At 43.8% G+C, this 22,491-nt stretch carries 22 protein-coding genes and 1 pseudogene; 9 read left to right on the forward strand and 14 right to left on the reverse strand.

What is annotated here, in order from left to right; genetic code table 11:
• The 3 genes and pseudogenes from F7Y48_RS04660 to F7Y48_RS04670 form a co-directional block, all read right to left on the reverse strand.
• Positions 1–101 (reverse strand): annotated as a pseudogene (locus F7Y48_RS04660) (nucleotide pyrophosphohydrolase); the annotation flags it as partial.
• Between the two features lie 147 nt (positions 102–248).
• Positions 249–545: a DUF6388 family protein gene (locus F7Y48_RS04665; RefSeq protein ID WP_316681833.1), complete on the reverse strand. Its 297-nt coding sequence runs from the start codon at positions 543–545 to the stop codon at positions 249–251.
• Between the two features lie 148 nt (positions 546–693).
• Positions 694–1,227, reverse strand: coding sequence for a DUF6817 domain-containing protein (locus F7Y48_RS04670; protein ID WP_316681835.1), 534 nt, complete (start codon positions 1,225–1,227; stop codon positions 694–696).
• A gap of 203 nt (positions 1,228–1,430) precedes the next feature.
• On the opposite strand from F7Y48_RS04670, the gene F7Y48_RS04675 reads away from it, so the two are divergent.
• The 3 genes from F7Y48_RS04675 (at position 1,431) to F7Y48_RS04685 (ending at position 3,189) form a co-directional block, all read left to right on the forward strand.
• A complete protein-coding gene (locus tag F7Y48_RS04675; RefSeq protein WP_005487956.1) occupies positions 1,431–1,715 on the forward strand; it encodes a type II toxin-antitoxin system RelB/DinJ family antitoxin in 285 nt (94 codons plus the stop codon).
• Complete coding sequence (locus F7Y48_RS04680) at positions 1,712–1,990, forward strand: type II toxin-antitoxin system mRNA interferase toxin, RelE/StbE family (protein WP_005377065.1); 279 nt, start codon at positions 1,712–1,714, stop codon at positions 1,988–1,990. Before F7Y48_RS04675 ends, F7Y48_RS04680 begins: the two co-directional genes overlap by 4 nt.
• 236 nt (positions 1,991–2,226) lie before the next feature.
• Positions 2,227–3,189: an integron integrase gene (locus tag F7Y48_RS04685; protein ID WP_012841657.1), complete on the forward strand. Its 963-nt coding sequence runs from the start codon at positions 2,227–2,229 to the stop codon at positions 3,187–3,189.
• 43 nt (positions 3,190–3,232) lie between these two features.
• Here F7Y48_RS04685 and F7Y48_RS04690 read toward each other — a convergent pair whose 3' ends face one another.
• From F7Y48_RS04690 to F7Y48_RS04725, 8 genes are all read right to left on the reverse strand, one after another.
• Positions 3,233–3,706: a DUF2947 domain-containing protein gene (locus F7Y48_RS04690; RefSeq protein ID WP_012841656.1), complete on the reverse strand. Its 474-nt coding sequence runs from the start codon at positions 3,704–3,706 to the stop codon at positions 3,233–3,235.
• Positions 3,707–3,719: 13 nt separating this feature from the next.
• Positions 3,720–4,307: an HD domain-containing protein gene (locus F7Y48_RS04695; protein ID WP_005396932.1), complete on the reverse strand. Its 588-nt coding sequence runs from the start codon at positions 4,305–4,307 to the stop codon at positions 3,720–3,722.
• A gap of 1 nt (position 4,308) precedes the next feature.
• Positions 4,309–4,893 (reverse strand): ribosomal protein S5-alanine N-acetyltransferase, encoded by a 585-nt coding sequence (gene rimJ, locus F7Y48_RS04700; protein WP_005396929.1) that lies wholly within the window; start codon positions 4,891–4,893, stop codon positions 4,309–4,311.
• 36 nt (positions 4,894–4,929) lie between these two features.
• Positions 4,930–6,474 (reverse strand): transcriptional regulator TyrR, encoded by a 1,545-nt coding sequence (tyrR, locus tag F7Y48_RS04705; RefSeq protein WP_005396927.1) that lies wholly within the window; start codon positions 6,472–6,474, stop codon positions 4,930–4,932.
• A 100-nt stretch (positions 6,475–6,574) separates the two neighbouring features.
• Positions 6,575–7,615: a TIGR01620 family protein gene (locus F7Y48_RS04710; protein ID WP_316681856.1), complete on the reverse strand. Its 1,041-nt coding sequence runs from the start codon at positions 7,613–7,615 to the stop codon at positions 6,575–6,577.
• On the reverse strand, positions 7,612–8,988 hold the full coding sequence (locus F7Y48_RS04715; RefSeq protein ID WP_316681857.1) for a YcjX family protein: 1,377 nt from the start codon (positions 8,986–8,988) through the stop codon (positions 7,612–7,614). Before F7Y48_RS04715 ends, F7Y48_RS04710 begins: the two co-directional genes overlap by 4 nt.
• A gap of 263 nt (positions 8,989–9,251) precedes the next feature.
• Positions 9,252–9,437, reverse strand: coding sequence for a hypothetical protein (locus tag F7Y48_RS04720; RefSeq protein WP_012841654.1), 186 nt, complete (start codon positions 9,435–9,437; stop codon positions 9,252–9,254).
• Between the two features lie 173 nt (positions 9,438–9,610).
• A complete protein-coding gene (locus tag F7Y48_RS04725) occupies positions 9,611–11,128 on the reverse strand; it encodes a fumarate hydratase (protein WP_316681861.1) in 1,518 nt (505 codons plus the stop codon).
• Between the two features lie 270 nt (positions 11,129–11,398).
• On the opposite strand from F7Y48_RS04725, the gene pabB reads away from it, so the two are divergent.
• Positions 11,399–12,760, forward strand: coding sequence for an aminodeoxychorismate synthase component I (gene pabB / locus F7Y48_RS04730; RefSeq protein ID WP_258624124.1), 1,362 nt, complete (start codon positions 11,399–11,401; stop codon positions 12,758–12,760).
• 369 nt (positions 12,761–13,129) lie between these two features.
• Here the strand turns inward: pabB and F7Y48_RS04735 are convergent, their stop codons facing one another.
• A complete protein-coding gene (locus F7Y48_RS04735) occupies positions 13,130–14,830 on the reverse strand; it encodes an ATP-binding protein (protein WP_114323198.1) in 1,701 nt (566 codons plus the stop codon).
• A 7-nt stretch (positions 14,831–14,837) separates the two neighbouring features.
• Positions 14,838–15,377, reverse strand: coding sequence for a heme NO-binding domain-containing protein (locus tag F7Y48_RS04740; RefSeq protein WP_182020150.1), 540 nt, complete (start codon positions 15,375–15,377; stop codon positions 14,838–14,840).
• A gap of 239 nt (positions 15,378–15,616) precedes the next feature.
• Here F7Y48_RS04740 and F7Y48_RS04745 point away from each other — a divergent pair, with 239 nt between their 5' ends.
• The 5 genes from F7Y48_RS04745 to F7Y48_RS04765 all read left to right on the forward strand — a co-directional run bounded on the left by F7Y48_RS04745 (position 15,617) and on the right by F7Y48_RS04765 (position 21,762).
• The gene (locus F7Y48_RS04745; protein ID WP_316681868.1) at positions 15,617–16,216 is read left to right on the forward strand and encodes a CoA pyrophosphatase; all 600 of its coding nucleotides are present in this window, start codon (positions 15,617–15,619) and stop codon (positions 16,214–16,216) included.
• Positions 16,217–16,560: 344 nt separating this feature from the next.
• Positions 16,561–17,814: an aromatic amino acid transport family protein gene (locus F7Y48_RS04750; RefSeq protein ID WP_005396901.1), complete on the forward strand. Its 1,254-nt coding sequence runs from the start codon at positions 16,561–16,563 to the stop codon at positions 17,812–17,814.
• Positions 17,815–17,912: 98 nt separating this feature from the next.
• Entirely contained in the window at positions 17,913–19,274 is a 1,362-nt protein-coding gene (locus tag F7Y48_RS04755) for an L-serine ammonia-lyase (protein WP_005396900.1), read from the forward strand.
• A gap of 210 nt (positions 19,275–19,484) precedes the next feature.
• Positions 19,485–21,200, forward strand: coding sequence for an EAL domain-containing protein (locus tag F7Y48_RS04760; RefSeq protein WP_167426437.1), 1,716 nt, complete (start codon positions 19,485–19,487; stop codon positions 21,198–21,200).
• Between the two features lie 94 nt (positions 21,201–21,294).
• Complete coding sequence (locus F7Y48_RS04765; RefSeq protein ID WP_046876185.1) at positions 21,295–21,762, forward strand: GNAT family N-acetyltransferase; 468 nt, start codon at positions 21,295–21,297, stop codon at positions 21,760–21,762.
• Positions 21,763–21,852: 90 nt separating this feature from the next.
• Here F7Y48_RS04765 and queD read toward each other — a convergent pair whose 3' ends face one another.
• Complete coding sequence (gene queD / locus F7Y48_RS04770; RefSeq protein WP_005376896.1) at positions 21,853–22,215, reverse strand: 6-carboxytetrahydropterin synthase QueD; 363 nt, start codon at positions 22,213–22,215, stop codon at positions 21,853–21,855.
• Positions 22,216–22,491: the final 276 nt, after the last annotated feature.

Raw genomic sequence — 22,491 nt, forward strand, 5'->3', positions numbered from 1 at the left:
AATTCGCCAACTTCTTCGATTAGTTTTAAAAAATAGTGTTCAGATTGCTCTGGCGCATAATCGAATTCTTTTATATGACTTTGTAACTCAGATAACTTCATAACGTCCTTTTTGTATCATTTTCCATTAAGCGTATAACGCCGCATTAAGGTGTGAGCGACGCTTGGCTATACTTGAGCGAAGCGAAAACGCCAAGCGTTGCGAATCACTCTTAAATGCTTTGTTAGGCAAGTTCTATCCATGTGAAATTAGCTAGATTGAATTCCCAATGCCTTCTCAATTTGTAATTTAGCTTGTGCTCGTAGGCTATCCTTTTCTTCAATTGTTTCACACGCGAGTTCAATGACTAAGTCTTGAACCGATAAACCGCTTACTTTCGCAAATTTTCGAAACTCTTCTTTTAACTCTTGGTCGCGATACTGTTCAATAGTAATTCCAAGAGAATCACTAACCTTTGAATCCAAGCTGTTCAATCTTTGCTCTACATGAGGATTTTGCGCTAAAAACACCTCGTGAGCTCTTGAATAATGTTCTTTATTTGGCATATGTATCCCTTATGTTGTTCGAATTGCCTAACGCCCAATTAAGGGGTGAACAACGCCTACACCCAAACATAAAGCATTGTGCCATAAACACTAAATTTGAAGTAGAAGCAAAAATGCCAAGCGTTGAGAATCCCTCTTAAATTGCTTGTTATGCGAAATTCGACAAGGCTGATTTATACGCATTTCTAGCCTCAGGGCTTAAGTAACTGTCCATACCTTGGAACAGTTCAAATAGCTCAGCACCATATTTGAGTTTGAACTTTTCACTGCTATAAACAAGCTCTAGCTCATTAGCGACGGTTAAGTCGCAAAACAATTTAGCCATTGCATTGTCTAGTGTGAATGTTGAACCAGTAAACCTGTCTTTAAATTGGATTTCTAGCACTTTGCCAAATTGAGGGAATACATAGTCTCGGTCGCATGAGCAATACAAATAAACCAATGCTTCTTCATCATTACCAATAATTCGCGCTATTTCTTGGCGCTGGCTTAACGACACCATATTTTCATCGAAACCCGCTGTTCCATACGCGGCATGAAAGAGACCTGCGATTTGAAGTAACTCGCTACTACCCCAGTTAATTAGAATTTTCTCAGTACCTTTTAGGTGTGCTTCCAATGAGCCATTGAGGTGCTGAAAATCACTCGCACCAAGCTCTTGCAGCATTCCAAATTTATCCATAAATATCAATTTCCTTTAGGTCGCATAACGCCCAATTAAGGTGTGAGGCACGCAATACGATGCCCCCGCATACCACCTTATTCACTTAAACCAACGCATAGTAAAAATGCCACGCGTGCCGAATCACTCTTAAATTGTTTGTTAGTTGCCCATCTCAAAGCCTAGTGCTAACATTTGTACACACACCAACAAAGGAATAAATCATGGACACTAGAATTCAATTTCGTGTTGATGAAGAAACAAAACGCCTAGCTCAACAAATGGCTGAGAGCCAAGGTCGCACTCTGAGTGACGCATGCCGTGAACTTACTGAGCAACTTGCTGAACAACAAAGAAAAACATTGTCTCACGATGCATGGCTAACTGAACAAGTAAATCTAGCATTTGAGAAGTTTGACTCAGGAAAGTCCGTTTTCGTTGAGCACCAAAATGCTAAATCTCGAATGGAAGAGCGCAAAGCCAGAATCCGTAATCGAGGTAAGCAATGATTTTATGGGAAGAAGAGTCACTTAATGATCGTGAAAAGATCTTCGAGTTTCTCTATGACTTCAACCCTGATGCGGCAGAAAAAACTGACAACCTCATTGAAGCAAAAGTAGAAAACTTGCTTGAACAACCTTTAATGGGCGTACAACGAGATGGTATCCGCGGACGATTACTCATTATTCCTGAGATTTCGATGATTATCTCTTACTGGGTCGAGGGAGATATCATCCGAGTTATGCGTGTACTCCACCAGAAACAAAAATTCCCTACGGATTGATTGCTTCCTCTGGGGAACTAACGCTTTCTATACGGCAATTTGCCTCCTTTCTGGCAAGCTACCGCCCTCTTTCTGATCAAAAGCGCTATAAATCGTAGCACCTATATGCATGAAACAAATAGAAAAACAGTATGAATATGTGTGGTCGCGCGCGCAATTAGACGGCGCAATGCACGCTAATTACAAAAGAGCTGATAGATTGAAGGGTCTGTATAAATAAACAGGTCAATTTTATCATGAAAAGTCAGTTTTTACTTAGTGTAAAAGAGCACATGCTTACTCGTCATTATGCGAATAAAACCATCGAAAGTTATCTATTTTGGATAAAACGCTTTATCACTTTCCACCAGCTTGCACACCCTTCGACACTAGCAGAAGATGATGTCGTTCAGTTCCTGAGTTACTTAGCGGTAAAAGAAAAAGTTGCGGTAAAAACGCAAGCTTTGGCACTGAACTCAATATCATTTTTATATCGTGATTATTTCAAAACTCCACTATCACTTGATATGAGATTTCAGAAATCTCTGACCGAAAAGAAACTTCCCGTTGTGTTAACCAGGGAGGAGATCCGACGATTCGTTCAACATATCGACCCGAGGTATAAACTCCATATTCAGCTGCTTTATGGCTCAGGGCTTCGAGTCATGGAGTGCTTGCGCTTAAGAGTTCAAGACATCGATTATGATTATGGTGCAGTTCGCGTTTGGCAAGGAAAAGGAGGTAAAAATCGTACAGTCACATTAGCCAAAGAACTGCATGAACCACTCAAAGCTCAAGTTAATTTAGCAAGAGATTACTATTTTAAAGATAGACACATGCCTGGTTATGCGGGCGTATACATCTCTGAAGGTTTACGACGTAAATACCCAAAAGCGGAGCTAGATTTTAACTGGCACTTTTTATTCCCATCAACAAAGTTAAGTACAGATCGGGACACCGGAGAGCTCAGAAGACATCATATCAATGAAAGTGCAATACAAAGAGCGGTAAAGCGCGCTGCAACGGATGCGTGTATCGAGAAAACAGTAACATGCCATACACTCAGGCACAGCTTTGCCACACATTTATTGGAGTCTGGTGCTGACATTAGAACAGTACAAGAGCAGCTTGGTCACACCGATGTAAAAACTACCCAGATTTATACTCACGTTATCGAGCGCGGGGCTGGTGGCGTGTTGAGTCCATTATCCAGCCTTTAGAAAAACAAAGCCACCTCGAAAAGGTGGCTTGCTGTATAACTCGCTATTGACGAACACCGAGTTTCACATTGCCTTTTGAATCAAACCAAAGCGCTTGTGAACGGCGACGTCCAATCAATATTGGACCATCATCATAAAAGAGAAAGTTCTTCCAATGCTTTTTAAAAATCGACCACTTAGTTTCGATGACATTGTACTTCTCGTAGCAAAAGTAAACGGTCACATCGTCTTGCCAATCGATATGTGCTTCTACTTCCGCTGGCATATCCGGATCATCCAACTCCCACGCAGCCATCCAATCAACGACTTCAGACCAGTTCGCCTCATTCATTGGCCAATCTTGGGAGCTAAGTCGATCCATATCGGGGCTTTGAGCACTAATATTTTCTTTCCAAAATTGTGCTGAACGAGCTTGGCTCATCGGCTTAATAAAAGCCAAATCTTCTTCTGGCACAGGCATCGACTGATGCGTAAAAATCCATTTTCTTTGGTATTCATCCAAAGGCAAATAAGACATTCAGTCTCCTTTATTACGATTTCAGCCAACCTTTCTCTGTGGCTTCTTCTATCAACTCTTTCGCTTTGTCCCATAAGGTAACAGAGCCAAATTCAATTCGTTTATTAATGGTAAGTGCTTGTTCACGAGAGACGCCATGCTCCTTCCAACTCTGACCATTATTATGGTAGTTCAAGAGCATTGGAATTAACCGATCGAGTGCTTTTGCATACTTAGCATCATCGGTCTGCGCGGCTTCAAATTCATGCCAAAGCGCCAATAACTCTTGCTCCTGATCGCTGGGTAACATACCAAACAAGCGTTCTGCCGCTCTAATTTCTTTTTCTACTTGCTCTTGAGACGCGGCAGTATCATAAACAAAGGTATCCCCCGCGTCGATCTCTACTACGTCATGTATCAATAACATTTTCATCACTCGGCAAATATCTACTGGTGCATTCGCATGCTCTTCCATCAATATTGCCATCAGTGTGACATGCCAACTATGCTCACCACTATTTTCGAGACGCCCTTCAGCACTTTTAACTCGGGTTCGGCGCAAAATACTTTTGAGTTTATCGAGCTCGATTACAAGTGCTAATTGCTTTTCCAATCGCTCCATACTATCGCCCTTCTGGTTGCCAATTCGGATTAATAAGTGACGTTAGAACGTGGTCTTGCCATTCACCATTAATCAAAAGGTAATCTTTTGCATACCCTTCTCGGTTGAACCCTACATGCTCTAGCACAGCTTCACTACGTTTGTTGTGAGGCATGTAGCCGGCTTGAATACGATGTAACTTCTGCACGTTAAACATGTAGTCGCAAGCCATGGTTAATCCACGACGCATATAACCATGCCCTTGCGCTTTTTCAGCGAGAGAGTATCCGACGTTACAAGAATAAAAAGGGAAACGACTCAAATTACTAAAGGATATCGTACCTAGCATTTCACCCGAAGAGGCTCTGACCAAGAGGCAATAATACCCCAACCCCATTCGATGCAGCTCATTGAGCTTGATAAGCTTTTGCAACCAACCGTTAACTGAGAAAAAAGCCTCTTCACGTTTCGGCTCAAACGGTTTCAGGTATTCTCGGTTCGCTTGAAAATACTCGGCAATCATATCTGCGTCACCGATTTCAGCGGTACGAAGAAGCAAGTCACCGTCCAACTTATGAACGGCGATAGATGAGCTGTTATCTTCCATTACAAATGATTAATTCCGTCTTTTCGTTCAATTCGATTAATTCTTGCGGATACCGTAATCACGCAGTTTATTAGCGATTGAGGTATGCGATACATTTAAGCGCTTAGCAAGCTTACGGCTTGATGGGAATGACTGATACAAACGCTCCAGAACCTGAGATTCATAGTCACGCATGATCTCATCCAATGAACCGTCGATGTTAAGCGTTGCACTACCTGCGCCGACTGATTGAGGCTGAGGTAAATTGAAGTGCTCCGCGTTTAGTATACCACCATCCATTTCTGTGAGCGCTCGAAGAACCATGTTATCCAGCTGGCGCATGTTTCCTGGCCACTGATAATTTGCAAGGGCATCAACTAGACCATCATCAAACTCTGGCTTATCAATCCCAAGCTGTTGAGCATGTTTCGCCACAAATAACTCAAGCAATGGCGCAACGTCATTTGAGCGCTTACGTAACGGAGGAATGCTGAGCGTAAGTACGTTGAGACGATAATACAAATCTTCACGGAACATTCCTGCCTCAGAAAGTTCGGCAAGGTTATGTTTTGTTGAAGCGATGATACGAACATCGACATGCATCTCATCTTCTGCACCGACACGACGGAAATTACCATCCTGTAGAAAACGTAACAGCTTGATTTGAAGGTGCGAACTCATTTCACCGATTTCATCAAGAAATACCGTCCCGCCATTTGCTTGCTCAAAGATGCCTTTGTGACCTTGTTCATGATTAAATGAACCCGGCGCGTGACCAAAAAGTTCGGTTTCTGCTACATCGTCAGGCATCGAAGCACAACTCAAAACTAAGAATGGCTTACTCGCACGGCTAGAACGGCTGTGGCAAGCTTTAGCAAGCATTTCTTTACCGGTCCCCGTTTCGCCTTCAATCAACAGTGGCTGGTCAAGCACAGACAGCTTCTTAGCTTGATTCATTAGCGCTTTATGGCGGTTCGATATTCCAACAAAGTGCTCAAAACCCAGGGGATTATGCAGTGGCAGCGCTTCTTCAATTCTGGCAACTTGCTGACTAGAGCGAATCGTCATTAGAGTACTCGCTAGAGTCGAGTTTTGCGCTTCGTCTCGGATATAAACTGGCATCAACTCAAGAACATAGTCCAAGCCATCAATCACAAGGTTTTCCCGCGTTCTGCCATTCACACCTTCAGACCAGCGAGAAAAACGAACACTTGGCAGCAAAGCTCCGATCTGAGTACCAATTACTTCTTGCTTGTGAAGACCAAGCAGTGAAAGTGCAGACATGTTTGCCATGTCTACGGCACCTTTAAGGTCGATGGCAAAAACCGGATCAGGCAAGTTATCAACTAGCGAGAGCAACTCCGTATTGTGGCGCTCCATCGGCATAAACTGGATTTTACGTACGTCTTTCACCCCCGGAATACGGCGGATTTCAGCCATCAGCTCACTAAACGTATCAAAATCAATATCTGGGCAATTCAAATAGATAATACCGCTAATATCGATTTCGATACCACGCAAGTCGATGCTTTTAGACGCTAAAATATCGAGCAGTTCTCGGGTCAAGCCGAGTCGATCTTCACATAAGACTTCAAGACGCACTGAAAATATCCCAATTCACGACTGTCAGGAAAAGTTGACAGTAGTTTCTATCATGCTTGGAATGGCGTCAAGCAATCCTATCCATCAAAGTTGATATTCGTTACGGTTTCATCGTAATTGATGCAACTTTCGCCGCCACAGCCTTGCGTATGGTGCCCAATTTAACCTGACGGTCAGGATACCAAGGTAGTGGACGCAATAAGGTCATCGCTTTCAAGCCCAAACGTGCAGTGAGAATACCAACGCCTAGCCCCTGCCCCGCACGAGCAGAAACTTTGCCTGCAAGGTCCATCGACATCAAGTCCATACTAGCATCAATAGCCAGCTCACTGGCACCAGCCGCCGCCATATTGACAAATACCGCTTTTAGTAGCTTGATGCGAGAGGCGTAACCTAGCTCTACCCCATATACTTTGGAGAGGTTGTCGATCATTTTGAAATTTCGCCACGCCACCAGCAACATATCAGCGGCAGCCAGAGGGCTCACCGCGACTAGGGCCGCACACTCGGTTGCGTGCTGCGATACGATTTTCGTTGCCAATTTGTCTTGTTGGCTCACAACCATCGAGTCATACATATCAAGGATTTCAGCATCACTATGAGCTGGGTTAATGCTGTTCTGCCAACGATCAAAGCCCGGGTTCTCTGCCATCACACCACTTTGTTCTGCCACATTTTCGCAAAAGGCTTTCCCTTTCCCCACACTCTCACTATTAACAAGCGCTTCTGCTTCTTCTTGAACACTAAAATGATTTCGTAGTTTGCGCAGTTTCCAAAGCTCTTTCCCCATCGCTCCTAAACCAAGCGAAGCGATCGCAGCAATAAACCCCGTCCAGCTTAAAGCCAGCCAATCAGAAGTTTGAATTGCGGTTATAACCGAGTCCACCGCTTGCCAGCCAACCAAACCAGCGAAGGTGGCAAATGTGCCAGTCGCGAGCCACTTTCTGCCCGGTTTCGGACGAATGACATGCTCGAGTTGCAATTCCTGTTCGGTCTCCTGGCGCTCTTCTTTAACTTCAACAGGTACGAATGTTTCTTTTTCGCCGAATGTTTGCTGCGCCGTTAACTCCGGTTGATTCGATTGCTGCTCTTTTTCCATTGCCTTTTCAGAGAAAACTTGTTTTTGCTTCAACTCACTCATTTCAATTTATCTCCAATCAGGTAATCCAGTGCTTTGTCTAAGCGTATGTGCTTCACTGGCTCATCATTCGTTGAGGGCATTGGACGGAATGACGTAAAATCAAACCCGTTGTTTTGCCAATAAGCCGCATTTGGTAGCTTTTTCGGCACTTCTCCCGGGAACATCGTCATCGGCTCACCATCCAACGTCGTACCCTGTAACGCCGGAATCGTCTTATCTCCAGAAGAAATAAATCCCGTCGTGGTTGATTGGATAGAAGCGATACTCATGCAACTCATCTCGATATTCTCGTAGGCTGCGGTTTGCCACGCTGGATGCACCATTTGTTGTAGCAAAGACACTAAATTGGGATGCTGATCGGGCGTTATGTGATCCGCTTTTGTGGCAGCAAACAGCACTTTGTCGATTTTTGGTGAGAATAAACGGCGCAAAAAGCTACTACGACCATAACGGAAGCTATGCATGATCTGCTCTAGCGCTTGGCGCATGTCGTAAAACGCTTCATCGCCGGCATTGAGAGGCTGCAAGCAATCCACAAGTACAATCTGGCGATCGAAGGTCGCAAAGTGATGCTTATAAAACGCTTTCACTACTTTCTGTTGGTATTCCTGAAAACGCGCTTCGAGCATCGCCAAGTTGCTGCCCTTAAGCGCCTTGCTTTCCGAATCAGCACGACACGGGAAAAACTGTAGCACTGGCGCGCCTCCGAGCTCACCAGGTAATACGAAGCGGCCAGGCTGTACCCAATGAAGACCTGCGTCTTTACAGGCATGAAGGTACTCGGTGTATGTATGCGCAACTTTCTCGAGTAGTTTCTCGTTCACTTCAGCAGAAAGATCCACCTTTTCTAATTCAGACAGCCAAGCTTTGGCTAAATCGCCACGCTGGCCTTTAAGTGCATCAAACTGAGTTTGCGACCACGTCGCAAAGTCCATGTCCAATAACGGCAGGTCGAGCAGCCACTCTCCCGGATAGTCGATAATATCAACATTTAAAATTGCGGTTTTACTCAACAGCTTTTTCGTGGTTTTATTTGGTTTGTACTTAAGCGCTAAGCGAATCTCACTCACATCCCGTGTTGGTACTGGCCATTGAGGTGGGATCGCATGGATCTGACTCATCGCCTCATCGTAAGCAAAACGTGGCACCATCATATTCGCTTGAGGTTCACGCTTCGCTCCAATAAGACGCTTATCTCTGGCTGCAGTCAAAAGAGGCAAATTATCATGGGTAGCGGTATGGAGAAGCTGATTCACTAATGACGTTATGAATGCCGTCTTACCGGCACGAGAAAGCCCGGTGACGGCAATTCGAACATTGGAGTCCATACCTCTGTTGATAAAGTCATTGACTTCTTTCTTTATTCTTTTCATTGCGCTTCTTTATCTTACTCCGCTCTAAAACAACGTTATCAGCCACTTCGGGTATTAATCTATGAATACTTACCTTTCAATACTGAACTCTATGAGTCTAACTTTATATACCTTAATAAAAGATGAACAAAACATTCGCTTAAAGCAGGATGAAAAAAGAAAAGCCTCTGAGTGGTTCAGAGGCTTACTTAATCAACACTAAAGCATTAGTGACCCTATTTATGCTGATTACTGTGTTGAACAGAAACCTGCTTTCTTTGAGTCTAGTCGTCTTCGATTAATTTATAGATAACAAATAGAGCGATTTCTAAAATCAGCCACAATACACACGTGATGGTCACGTACTTCTCATCAAAGATGCTGATGCCGTGAAGGATCAAGTCGTAGCCAACAAAGCCACCTACCACTACAGCAAGAATAATTTGTAGAATCTGAATAAAACGAGGCATGCCGTCTCCTAATTATTGTTCGCATAACGTTTGATTGCTATGCCCTGAGGTTTATATCTACATTATATAGACAAAAAGTGCAGTTTTCGCTGCACTTTTGTCAAATGTTTGCTAGGTAAATCAGCACCTTGTCACATTCTCTCTACTGAGACAATGTAAGATTACCGTTTGCCTTACGCTTCCATCTCTTGGATTTTCACTTTCCAAGTGTCAGGACCGATTTGGTGCGCGTTAACGCCATTTGAGTCTACAGCCACTGTTACTGGCATATCTTCAACTTCAAATTCGTAAATCGCTTCCATACCTAAATCTTCAAATGCGACAACGCGAGCTTTCTTGATCGCTTTCGCTACAAGGTACGCCGCGCCACCAACAGCCATTAGGTAAACCGCTTTGTGATTCTTGATAGATTCAACCGTTGCAGGACCACGCTCAGCTTTACCGATCATGCCCATGATGCCTGTTTTTTCTAGCATCATATCGGTGAATTTATCCATACGCGTTGATGTTGTTGGACCAGCAGGACCAACGACTTCATCACCAACTGCATCGACAGGACCTACGTAGTAAATGAACTTACCGTTGAGATCTACACCTTCTGGTAGATCTTCGCCATTATCTAGCATGCCTTGAATACGTTTATGCGCTGCATCACGGCCAGTCAGAATTTTACCTGATAGAAGAACGGTTTCGCCTGTCTTCCACTCTTGTACTTCTTCTTTAGTAATCGTGTCTAAGTTTACGCGACGCGTGTTTTCTCCCGCTTCCCAAGTAATGTCTGGCCAATCTTCTAGTTTAGGTGGCGTGAGCTCTGCTGGGCCGCTGCCATCAAGCGTGAAGTGTACGTGACGAGTCGCCGCACAGTTCGGGATCAAACAAACAGGCTTAGAAGCCGCGTGCGTTGGCGCCGTTTTGATCTTAACGTCGACAACAGTCGTCAAACCACCAAGGCCTTGCGCACCGATACCAAGTTTGTTCACGCGATTGAAGATATCAAGACGAAGCTCTTCTTCTGCATTTTGTGGGCCACGGTCAATAAGCTCTTGAATATCGATGTGTTCCATTAGAGATTCTTTTGCCAATACCGCTGCTTTTTCAGCCGTACCGCCAATACCAATGCCAAGCATGCCTGGTGGACACCAGCCCGCGCCCATTGTTGGTAGCGTTTTCTCTACCCATTCTGCAATATCGTCAGATGGGTTTAGCATCACCATCTTAGTTTTGTTTTCACTACCGCCGCCCTTCGCTGCGATCTGAATTTCAACTTTATCGCCCGGAACCATGTTGATGTGTACGACAGCAGGCGTGTTGTCTTTGGTATTAATACGTTTACCGGCAGGATCCATAAGTACTGACGCACGCAACGGGTTGTCTGGGTTAGTATACGCTTGTCGAACACCTTCATCTACCATCTGCTGAACCGTCATGTCGGTTGAGTCCCATTGCACGCCCATACCGATGTTGACGAAACACGTCACGATACCAGTATCCTGACAAATTGGTCGGTGACCTTCTGCGGACATTCGGGAGTTAATTAGGATCTGAGCAATCGCGTCTTTCGCGGCTTGGCTCTCTTCGCGGTGATAGGCTTTTTCAAGAGCTTGAACAAAGTCTAGCGGGTGGTAGTAAGAAATATACTGTAGCGCATCAGCGACACTGCTGATCACATCCTGCTTGCGTATTACCGTCATTACATGCCTCGTTATAGTTATGCTTCCATTATTGGCTTGGCTTCAATCGTGTTTGTTGAGCTTATTGCTCTTTTGAGCTTCGTTTTTTATAAACAATTGTCGAACGGCTGATATCGACACACGAAATGCTGAAGTTGCCTACTTGTAAACCATCTCAAAACCCTATGAATAGAGGGAGTTTGGCTATACAGAGGAATATGATACTCTTGCTGCCCATGACATGCCATGCAGTGAACGATCTCTTTGTCACAAATTACACAAATGAACAACATGGACAATCAATTCATTGATTTTAAAGCGCTGGAATATGCACCAGAGTTTGCTCTTCACCTCTTTTCTCGCATTCAACACCAGCCTTGGGCGATGTTGCTGCGTTCTGCATCAGAAACGCATATCGATAGTCGCTTCGATGTGTTGGTTGCCAACCCAATTGCAACGTTAGAAACCACTGCCGACAGCACACAAGTTGAAACGCCATCTAATGCCTATTCAACTCAAGATGACCCATTCGCGCTGCTTCATCAGTTGCAAGAACAGTGGCTTCCTCACGTTGAGTTAAATAAAAAATTGGATTTGCCTTTTGTCGGCGGAGCGCTCGGTTACTTCAGTTACGATTTAGGTCGCCGCGTAGAAACGATGCCAGAACTGGCCGAAAAGGATCTCAACACGCCTGATATGGCGGTAGGTCTTTATGAATGGGCCGTCGTTGTTGACCACAAGCTTAAAAAAGCATGCTTAGTCGGTCAGAATATCGAGCAAGCTTGGCAATGGTTAGAAAAACAAGAAGCGGAGCAAAGCGTTGACTTTGCTCTGTCTGGTGATTGGCAGTCAAACATGACGAAAGAGAGCTACGCCACTCGCTTTGACAAGGTGCAAGAATACTTGTTGAGCGGTGACTGCTATCAGATCAATTTGGCGCAGCGCTTTAACGCACCGTATCAAGGCAGTGAGTGGCAAGCGTATCTGAAATTGGAGTCCGCCAACCAAGCGCCATTCTCAGCGTTTATCCGTATGCCTGAGTCTTCAATTTTGAGTATCTCTCCAGAGCGCTTTTTAGAGCTCAAAGATCGCGTCATTGAAACGAAACCAATCAAAGGTACTCGCCCACGCAGCGAAGATTCAAAACAAGATAACGCTAATGCCCATGACTTGCAGACAGCAGAAAAAGATCAAGCAGAGAACCTGATGATTGTCGATTTGCTGCGTAATGACATTGGTCGAGTTGCATCACCGGGGAGCGTTCACGTGCCAAAGCTGTTTGAAATTGAAAGCTTCCCCGCAGTGCATCATTTGGTGAGCACCATTCGTGCGAATTTGGATGAACAATACTCTCCTGCAGATTTGCTGCGAGCGTGTTTTCCAGGCGGTTCAATTACGGGCGCACCTAAAGTTCGCGCAATGCAGATCATTGAAGAATTAGAGCCACATCGACGTAGCGCGTATTGCGGCAGTATTGGCTACATTTCTCGCCATGGTCGTATGGATACCAGCATCACCATCCGCACTCTCGTAGCGGAGAATCACAAACTGTACGCTTGGGCTGGCGGCGGCGTCGTTGCAGATAGCGATTGCGCTTCTGAATATCAAGAAACGTTGGATAAGCTCTCAAAGATTTTGCCAGCGCTGCAATAGTAGGTTTCGCCAAATGGCAACGGTCTATGAACCCTGCTAACGAAAACAAGCAAAAACGCCTCCATTACGGATAATGCCGCTCGTTTAACAGCGAGTGGCATATTTCTGTATCTCGTCATCCTGTACCGCGACGAAGGAGCGTGATACAGGCTCTTCTATCCGAGCACTTTATGGTCAAATTTGTTTCATTAGCCGCTCAGCATGCTGCTATTAGATTCCTAGTCTCGCCAAGGCTCGCTGGAATGACACAAGAAACATCGTTAAGCGATCGGCATTATCCAGTGTGGAGCGTTTTTTGTGTGTTTTATTTACAGGTACTTTGGCTTTTAGCCGTTGGCTAACAAGAATCCGTTTTTTAAGAGGCAGCGTCTACTGCTCAAGCCACTTACACATGATCTGTTCAATATCGGTTGCGGTGTACGGTTTAGTGAGGATGTCGTCCATGCCTGAATCAATGCACTTTTGACGCTCTTCGATGGTAGTGCCAGCGGTTAAGGCGATAATAGGATGGGTGAAACCACGCTCTCTTAGGTACATCGTCGCCTCATAACCATCCATTTCTGGCATTCGGCAATCCATAAATATTAGTTCGTAATCTTTGTTTTTCACCGCTTCTAAGGCTTCTTTCCCATTGGCTTTTAAATCAGGCGTAATGTCGAGTTTTTTCAGCATTTGAGTAACTATCACTTGGTTCATTCTGATGTCGTCAACCACCAGTATTGAGCGTCCTGCCAAATCACTTCGCTCTATGGTAGCTAATTCCCCCTCAGCTGCGCCTTGGGCTTGTCCCTCCTTTAGAGGAATAGAGACTTTAAAGGTGGTACCTTTGCGTTCTTCACTTTCAAAGCTAATCTCGCCCTGCATCAAATCCACTAGATTTTTACAAATCGCAAGGCCCAAACCTGAGCCTTCAAAACTGCGCTTCGCCGAGCGATCTACTTGCACAAATGGGTCAAATAATGAGGGCTGTGCTTCTATCGGGATGCCAATACCCGTGTCTTCAACCTCAAAATGCGCAATACCGTTTATCCACTCCACTCGCAGCACCACCCCACCCAAATGAGTAAACTTAATAGCATTGCCCACCAAGTTGACCAAGATCTGTGTAATTCGCTCTAAGTCACCAACTAAAAACTCGGGAATACCGAGCTTTTTATCGATGGAGAAATGAATTCGCTTTTCTGCTGCTTTAGCTGAAAATACGCCCATGATGGCTTTTTCAAGCTCTTCCCAAGCAAAGACCTTATCGATGATTTCCATCATACCGGCATTCATCTTGCTGAAGTCGAGAAGATCGTTAATGATGACCCTCAACAAGTCTCCCGATTGAGTCAAGTTGTTTAGGTAATGGCGTTGCTCTTCACCTAACTGTGTTCGACTTAGTAGTTCAGCACTACCTAACACGCCATTAAGAGGTGTACGCAACTCGTGGTTAATCATGGCGACAAACTCTTTCGTCGCTTTTTCCGATTCCTCTGCCCGCTTTCGCAGCTCCACTTCTCGCTCTAAACTCAAATGCCGGCCAATGACCCCATGAACCAAATCCGATACCAGCTCCATCTGTTTGGAAATAAACGACTGATCGATTTGATCCAACTGAACAGAGAAGATCAACTCCCCTACTGTTTGCTTGTCAATGATGATAGGCAAATGCAAGTTCTCCCCCTGCCAATTGGGGACAGTCTTAATCGTATTCTCATGGCGAAGCTGTAAATGACCAAAATGATGTCGGCGCAAAGAAGAGAGTTTTGTGGAATCAAGATGTAAGTAAGCCGCAGAAATGATTGAGTTCGAAGTGAGCTGTTCAATAAAACTGGCAATCATGGCTTCATCAAACGTGCTCGACAAAAAAGTTCGACCAAACTTAATCAGCGTCGCGTCAACTTTCTCTTCGAACTCAAACTTGCGTAAATCCTTTTTTGATTTCAACTCAAGCTTTTTCAAAGCAACACTTAGCTGTTGAGTAGATTCATAAAGTTCGAAGCTCTTCTGCTCCAATAACCGCTCAGCTGCTTTTCTTGATTCGATTTCTCGTTTGAGTTTCCTTTCTAGCGAGGAACTTCCTGTCATATCGTTCTTATTGTGCCTCTAACCAAAAGCGAACCTGGCTACCATCTTCTGACTGGTTTTGGTGTTTGATATGAATAACTTCACCAAAGTGCACTGCGCAACCTTTTATTAGACCTAAACATACGTGAGACATGCACCTCGCACTCCGATAATCAAACACCATGTTTGATTGAGTCTCACTGATAAAATCAAACTGAGGAGGGTTAGCATCTGGGTAGAGCTTTTTGACCTCGACATGAATAAAATCTTCAACATGTCGAACAAATTGAAATGTCGTTTCACACTGCTGCAAACTGGCGTGACTAGGAATCGAGCGAAGTAAATTCAAAAAAACGCACTCTCCAAATACTTCTTGCAGTTGTTCAGGCGGAATACCAGATACTTTACTGAGATTCACAATCAATTTAACCAAGTCTTTATGATCGTAACTGCCAACTGCCGTATAAATCCCTTCGTCATTAGAAAGATCGAGCACTTGGTCTAACACATCGAGACCAAACTTCTCTTCCACTAACTCCATGAACTCGGTGAAAATAATCCCTTTCATTAGTCAATACTTGCCCTGTGGTGACCTCTTAAAATAAAGAATGGTTTATAACCTTATAAGTTTCAAATTATTATACCCAAGCAGAGTGAGACACACGACACAAAGCAGGGAAAGAACCAATGGACGTGCTTTGGTACGGTACTAATACTTTAATACCATACCAACGGCGATAGCACCGCGCCTCTTGCGGCCATTGAGTATAATAAATAGTGGTTAGGCACAATAAATAAGGATTTGGTTTGGTTATCGACAAAATTCAATTACTGCAAAACTTTCAATTTCGGCTTCCAACGGGTTACCACAAAGAGTCCCTCGCGCGACTGAAATGGATGAAAGGAAAATCACTGCGAGACGCAGCGGTCTTAATTGGTTTTGTAGAACGCCCGGAGGGGCTACAGGTCATTTTGACAAAGCGAGCAGCACACTTGCGTCATCATCCGGGACAAATCAGTTTCCCCGGCGGTAAGTTTGAGCAGGAAGATCATCATCTAATCAATACGGCATTAAGAGAAACCAAAGAAGAGATCGGCATAGAAGATGAACATATTCATGTATTTGGCCAGCTTCCAACATTGCCAACGATTAGTCAGTTTAATGTGACACCGTTTTTGGCCTTTATTTCTCCTGAGTATAAAACGCATATTGACCCAAATGAGGTGGAGTCTGTTTTTGAAGTTCCTGCTAACCACATTCTGAATCCGAAAAAGTTGTACAGCACCAAGTTTGACCTAAAAAACAGCAGTCATCGTGTATTTGCTATCCCATATAGACAGCATTTCATCTGGGGCATGACCGCACAAATCATCGAATCAATGCAAAAACATATCATTTCACATTAAAAACTTCTGATATCGGTATTTTTATGGATGCGATCATCATGCGCATCAATATTAATAAAACGTTGCTTCATAAACATTCATTCACATTAGATTAATTTGCCGTTTTCACCGCAAACGCTTGCGGTGAAATAAATTTATACAAACAGCCCTATCGATAAGTTTTTCTAATTTTACTCATTAGCAGAAATCACGAGTAGCACATCATTTTCGTGATAAAAAGCAGGTTTTTGACATATCATTCAATAAGCGTAAGCAATAAATGATTTAGATCTAATTTTCCTAGTGTAAAATCTTGCAAAATTACTCCCGACTTATTTCCTGTTCCCAAAATGAGTAACTAAAAAATGAATACAACTACTTCTGCGGTTTCTACCGCACAATCGTCTAGTAAGTTTTCTTACAAAGACTTTACCTGGTGTCTGTCCCTTTTTGGTACGGCAGTAGGTGCCGGTGTACTATTCCTTCCTATTAAAGCAGGTGCAGGTGGCTTTTGGCCATTAGTAATCCTAGCCCTAATCGCAGCACCAATGACTTGGTTCGCACACAAATCTTTAGCTCGCTTCGTTCTTTCTGCGAAAAACCCAGAAGCGGACATCACTGACACAGTAGAAGAGCACTTTGGTAAGACTGGCGCAAACCTTATTACGTTCGCTTACTTCTTCGCTATCTACCCAATCGTACTTATCTACGGTGTTGGTATCACAAACACGGTTGACTCTTTCCTAGTTAACCAAATGGGTATGGAATCTATTCCTCGCTGGCTACTTTCCGGTGCACTTATCGCTGCAATGACAGCGGGCGTAGTGTTCGGTAAAGAGCTTATGCTGAAAGCAACTTCAGCGATGGTTTACCCTCTAGTGTTCATCCTACTAGCGCTGTCTGTGTACCTAATTCCTGGTTGGAACACTTCAATGATGGAAGTATCACCTGACTGGGGTGCAATGCCAGCTATCGTATGGCTAGCAATCCCTGTTATCGTGTTCTCTTTCAACCACAGCCCAATCATTTCTCAGTTCTCTAAAGAACAACGTCGTGTATACGGTGATGACGCAGTTAAGAAAACTGACGCTATCACTGGTGGCGCAGCGATGATGCTAATGGGCTTTGTAATGTTCTTCGTTTTCTCTGTTGTACTTTCTCTGTCTCCAGAGCAACTAGCAACAGCACAAGAGCAAAACATCTCTGTTCTTTCTTACCTAGCAAACGTTCATGAGTCTCCACTGATCTCTTACTTAGGTCCACTGGTTGCTTTCGCGGCTATCACTTCTAGCTACTTCGGCCACTTCCTAGGTGCGCATGAAGGTCTAGTTGGTCTAGTGAAATCTCGTTCAAAATCGCCAGTAAGCAAGATCGAGAAGATGTCTCTTATCTTCATCGTAATCACAACTTGGATCGTTGCTATCGTTAACCCAAGCATCCTAGGTATGATTGAAACAATGGGCGCACCGATGATTGCGGCAATCCTATTCTTGATGCCTATCTTCGCAATGCAAAAAGTTCCAGCGATGGCTAAGTACAAAACTTCAGCACCTGTGCAAATTTTCACAGCAATCTGTGGTCTTGCTGCCATTAGTTCTGTAATCTACGGCGCTCTTTAATCATCCCTGCCCTAGCACGGTATGATTAATCCAAAAATATAACGATAAAATTAAGCCTCCCAACTCCCCTTGGGAGGCTTTCTTCTGAGGTAATCGATATGATTAGTGTTTTTGATATCTATAAAATCGGTGTTGGACCTTCAAGCTCACACACTGTAGGCCCAATGAAAGCGGGTAAAGAGTTTATTGATGATCTTCGCGCAATGGGAAAACTGCGCGACATCACTAAAATCACCGTTGACGTTTATGGATCACTATCACTGACAGGGAAAGGTCACCACACAGATATTGCTATCATCATGGGTCTTGCAGGCAACACTCCTGAGAAAGTTGATATCGATTCTATCCCGGGCTTTATCGCTCGCGTAGAAGAAACTGAACGCCTTCCTGTTGGCATGCACTGTCACACAGTATCGTTCCCACGTGAAGGTGGAATGAACTTCCACAAAACAAACCTTGAGTTACACGAAAACGGCATGCAAATCCACGCTTGGATTGATGACGAAAAAGCGTACTCAAAAACTTACTACTCTATCGGCGGTGGTTTCATCGTTGATGAAGAAAACTTCGGTAAAGAAGTTGAGAACCCAGTAAAAGTTCCTTACCCGTTTACAACGGCAGAAGAGCTTGTAAAACAATGTCATGAAAGCGGCCTATCTATCAGTGCGCTAACCATGAAAAATGAACATGCGCTTCATTCTGACGAAGAAACTCGTACTTACTTCGCAAACATCTGGCGCACAATGCGCGAATGTATGGATCGCGGTATGAACGAAGAAGGCATTCTGCCTGGTCCACTACGCGTGCCTCGTCGTGCGGCAGCACTTCGTCAGCAACTGCTTACTTCTGAAAAAACAACGAACGATCCAATGTCTGTTGTTGACTGGGTAAACATGTTTGCTTTTGCAGTAAACGAAGAGAACGCAGCAGGTGGTCGTGTTGTAACTGCGCCGACTAACGGTGCATGTGGCATCATCCCTGCGGTACTGGCTTACTATGACAAGTTTATTCAAACCGTAACTGAGAAAGACTACATCCGTTACTTCGCAGCTTCTGGTGCAATTGGCGGCCTTTACAAGCGTAACGCGTCTATCTCTGGTGCAGAAGTTGGCTGTCAGGGCGAAGTTGGCGTGGCATGTTCTATGGCAGCAGCTGGCCTTGCTGAGCTTATGGGTGGTAGCCCAGAGCAAGTATGTATGGCGGCTGAAATTGCGATGGAGCACAACCTAGGTCTAACTTGCGACCCGGTTGCAGGTCAGGTTCAGGTTCCATGTATCGAGCGTAATGGTATTGCAGCTGTAAAAGCAATCAACTCAACTCGTATGGCACTGCGTCGTTCTTCTGCTCCTACTGTTTCTCTAGATAAAGTTATCGAAACAATGCTAGAGACAGGTAAAGACATGAACGCGAAATACCGTGAGACTTCTCAAGGCGGCCTAGCAGTAAAAGTTATCTGTTAATAAGCCTTGCTGAATATCGACGAAACCCGAGCCGCCGCTCGGGTTTTTTATACCTCATTAACTATGAATAATGGGTTGCTACGCCCAGCATAAAAAAACCTAAAACCTTGAATATATCCAATTATTATGGATATCCCCGTAAAAAATCACATCCCTCTCCTAGCTTTATTGATAACGTAGCCAAAAATTAAACTTGGAGCACACCAACACATGATTAGGTTTGAAATTGGAAACCAAATCTGCGTTTGCTTGTCCGAAAACGAAATATCTTTAGAGCTCAATCAATCACTCCACCACTCCATTCCTGTCAACCCAAATGAGTACGCCATTCTGTCAACCATCGCCAAATACGGCAGCTTAAATACGCCAATTAGCCAGCGACTGATAGAAAGCAAAATCACTCAACAATACAAAATGACACTGCCTGAAAATGGCTTTAAAAACGCGGTGGCCGCTCTAAGAAAGAAATTTCGCAAGCTCACGGAAGAACACGTAACCACAAAAAAAAATATTATCGAAAATATTCACCGGACCGGATACTTCATCCCTTTTACTATGCAAAACAACCATCAGAATGGCATCGACCATCAACACAAGATCAATCAGTACACAACAAACAGCCTTGGCAAAGCCCTTCGTATTTGTCTGCGTAATAAAAAGATCTATTCAGATACGCTGTGGGTCGTCTTGATCACAGCGATCATTTTCTTTGCCATCTGTTATTACGCGATAAACAGCATTGTGAAACATAATTATCTTGATAACGCCTTCGAAATTGCAGAAAACCTTTCCCAAAAGAGCTGCTTTGCTGATGAAAGAGAATTGAAGTCGCTCTTTGATAATGTAAAGCTGGTCGAATCGAGCATGATGCTAGACCGTTTCAATATCCGGTGTTTAGTCACCCCAGAAACCGTTGTCCCTGTCAGCAAAAAAGCATTTGAAGAGTGGAGTAATAATAGCAATTATACGACCCAATCATTTGACTTGAATAACGCGACCGTTTTGGTTCGTGTCAAAAACATTAACTTATCCGACAACGTTGAAAATCATATTTCGCGTTTTTTTCTTTCCGGCATGAAGCTATCAACCAATACAGGGACCTCTTTAGAAATTGGTAACACCAATGAACGCTTTTTCAACTATCACGTTAAGAACAGCGGCTATAAAGAGGTGTATTACATCTCTGGACCGTTTCAAAGCATCATTTTATTAAGCTTGCTGTTTCTCATAATACTGCGTCATCGCTCTCTACAAGCCTTTATGGCTTATTTGTGTGCAATTCGACAATTTAAAATCAAACTGGAGCCGATTTATGACACTTCAGCGCAAAAGATTGTGCATTACGAAGCGCTCTCGCGGTTTAAGGTAAAAAATACGCAACGGTTTATTGAGACACTGATCCGCAATGGGCTGCTCCTAACTCATACCTTACTGGTGATAGAGTCCATCTATACTAAGCACAAAGCCTTGCCTATTCCTATCAGCATTAATGTTTGTCCTTCTTTGCTGCGAGGACGCAACTTTTCAATCCTACACAGAGAACTATCTAACCGAGATTGTCGTTTGCTGACGATTGAAATCACGGAAAATGCATCGATGTACTATACCTCCGAGATTTATGGCAATGTCGCGAAACTAAAAGCACTGGATTGTAAAATCAGTATCGATGACTTTGGCACTGGCAACAACAACGTGTCGCTCATCAGTAAAATCAATCCAGATTATTTGAAAATAGATCGGGAGTTTGTGATTGGTTTAAAGTCGGACGATAAGAAAGTGGAAACGTTGCGTCAGTTAATCGCCATGGGAAATACGTATCGGTGTACCGTCATTGTTGAAGGCGTAGAAACGGCAGACAGTGCTCACTTACTCACAACATTAGGCGCCTATATTCACCAAGGTTATTATTATCCTCTGCATTTCTAGCTTTTCTTAACCTCGTGAGTTACTTAAACTAGAGGGAATACTCTATTAAAGTTCGTGGCGGCATGAGGATATGCCGCCAATTTGTGGTTGAACGATGATTGCTATTAAACCCACCAAACTGAAAGATTTTTCGAGTTTGATGCAATTGGATGTGCAGGAAGAGCAGAAAGGATTTTCTACGCCGTTTGAAGTGGCTTATCAAAAACGCAATAAGTCTGAAGCGTTCTTTACGATTTATTCTGACGATCTATTAGTTGGCTATCTTGTTATCGATAAAGGCTTCTCCCAACATGCGCCCTTTGCCAAAAGGCACGAACTGGGGCTCAAGTACTTGATGGTTGATCGACGCTTCCAACGCCAAGGGGTTGGGAGTGAAGCGTTACGTAAACTGTTCGTTTATGCGTATACCATTGACCCTGAAAGCACCTCTCTTTGCGTCACTGTGCCACAGAGTCAGCAATACGCTATCAGTTTTCTTGATGCGTGTGGATTCATCAATACAGAGAAAACAACGTTTGGTGAGAACGAAAAAGAGTGGATTTTACGTCATCCACTGAGCTAGCAAGAAAATTATAAAAAATAGGGAATATCCAGATACAACAAAGGCAAGCTCATGGCTTGCCTTTGTCTTCAATGCTCAATAAAAAGTGACTTATTCACCTTTGTAAATACAACCGGCTGTGCACGTTTCTTTGATTTCTACTTTGCTTAGCAACGGTAAACTTGGCTTAAGCTGTTGCCAAATCCATTTTGCTAGCACTTCGCTCGTCGGATTCTCCAAACCTTCAATGTCGTTCAGGTAATAATGGTCTAAACGATTGTAAATTGGTTTGAATGCCGCTTTGATTTCAGCGAAATCCACTACCCAACCAGTATGCGGGTCTACCTCACCTTCTACATAAAGACGAACTAAGAAAGAGTGTCCATGCAAACGACCACACTTATGGCCTTCAGGTACATGTGGCAAGTGATGTGCCGCTTCGAACATAAACTCTTTGTACAATTCTGTTTTCATCTTGATTCTCAGGCTTTAAAAAGACACGCAATACTAAGGAATTCACTGCCAACAGACAAGTGCTACTCAATACAAGCGTAGCAAAACGCCGTTTGTTCTCAGCGAAAATAATTAAACCTTTGTCCTGATCGTCGTATTTCTGTCATGCGCCAAACATTTGATTACACAGCACTCACATCACAATTACATATCCCCAACATGAGTGGGGTCACAATCATTCATTTCGTTGATCGCAGTGTGCATTTGTGCACATTAAGATTGTGCAGTTCGTTCCAA

Origin of the sequence: Vibrio sp. 2-1-2a (assembly GCF_032648565.1) — a bacterium.
Lineage (GTDB): Bacteria > Pseudomonadota > Gammaproteobacteria > Enterobacterales > Vibrionaceae > Vibrio > Vibrio diabolicus.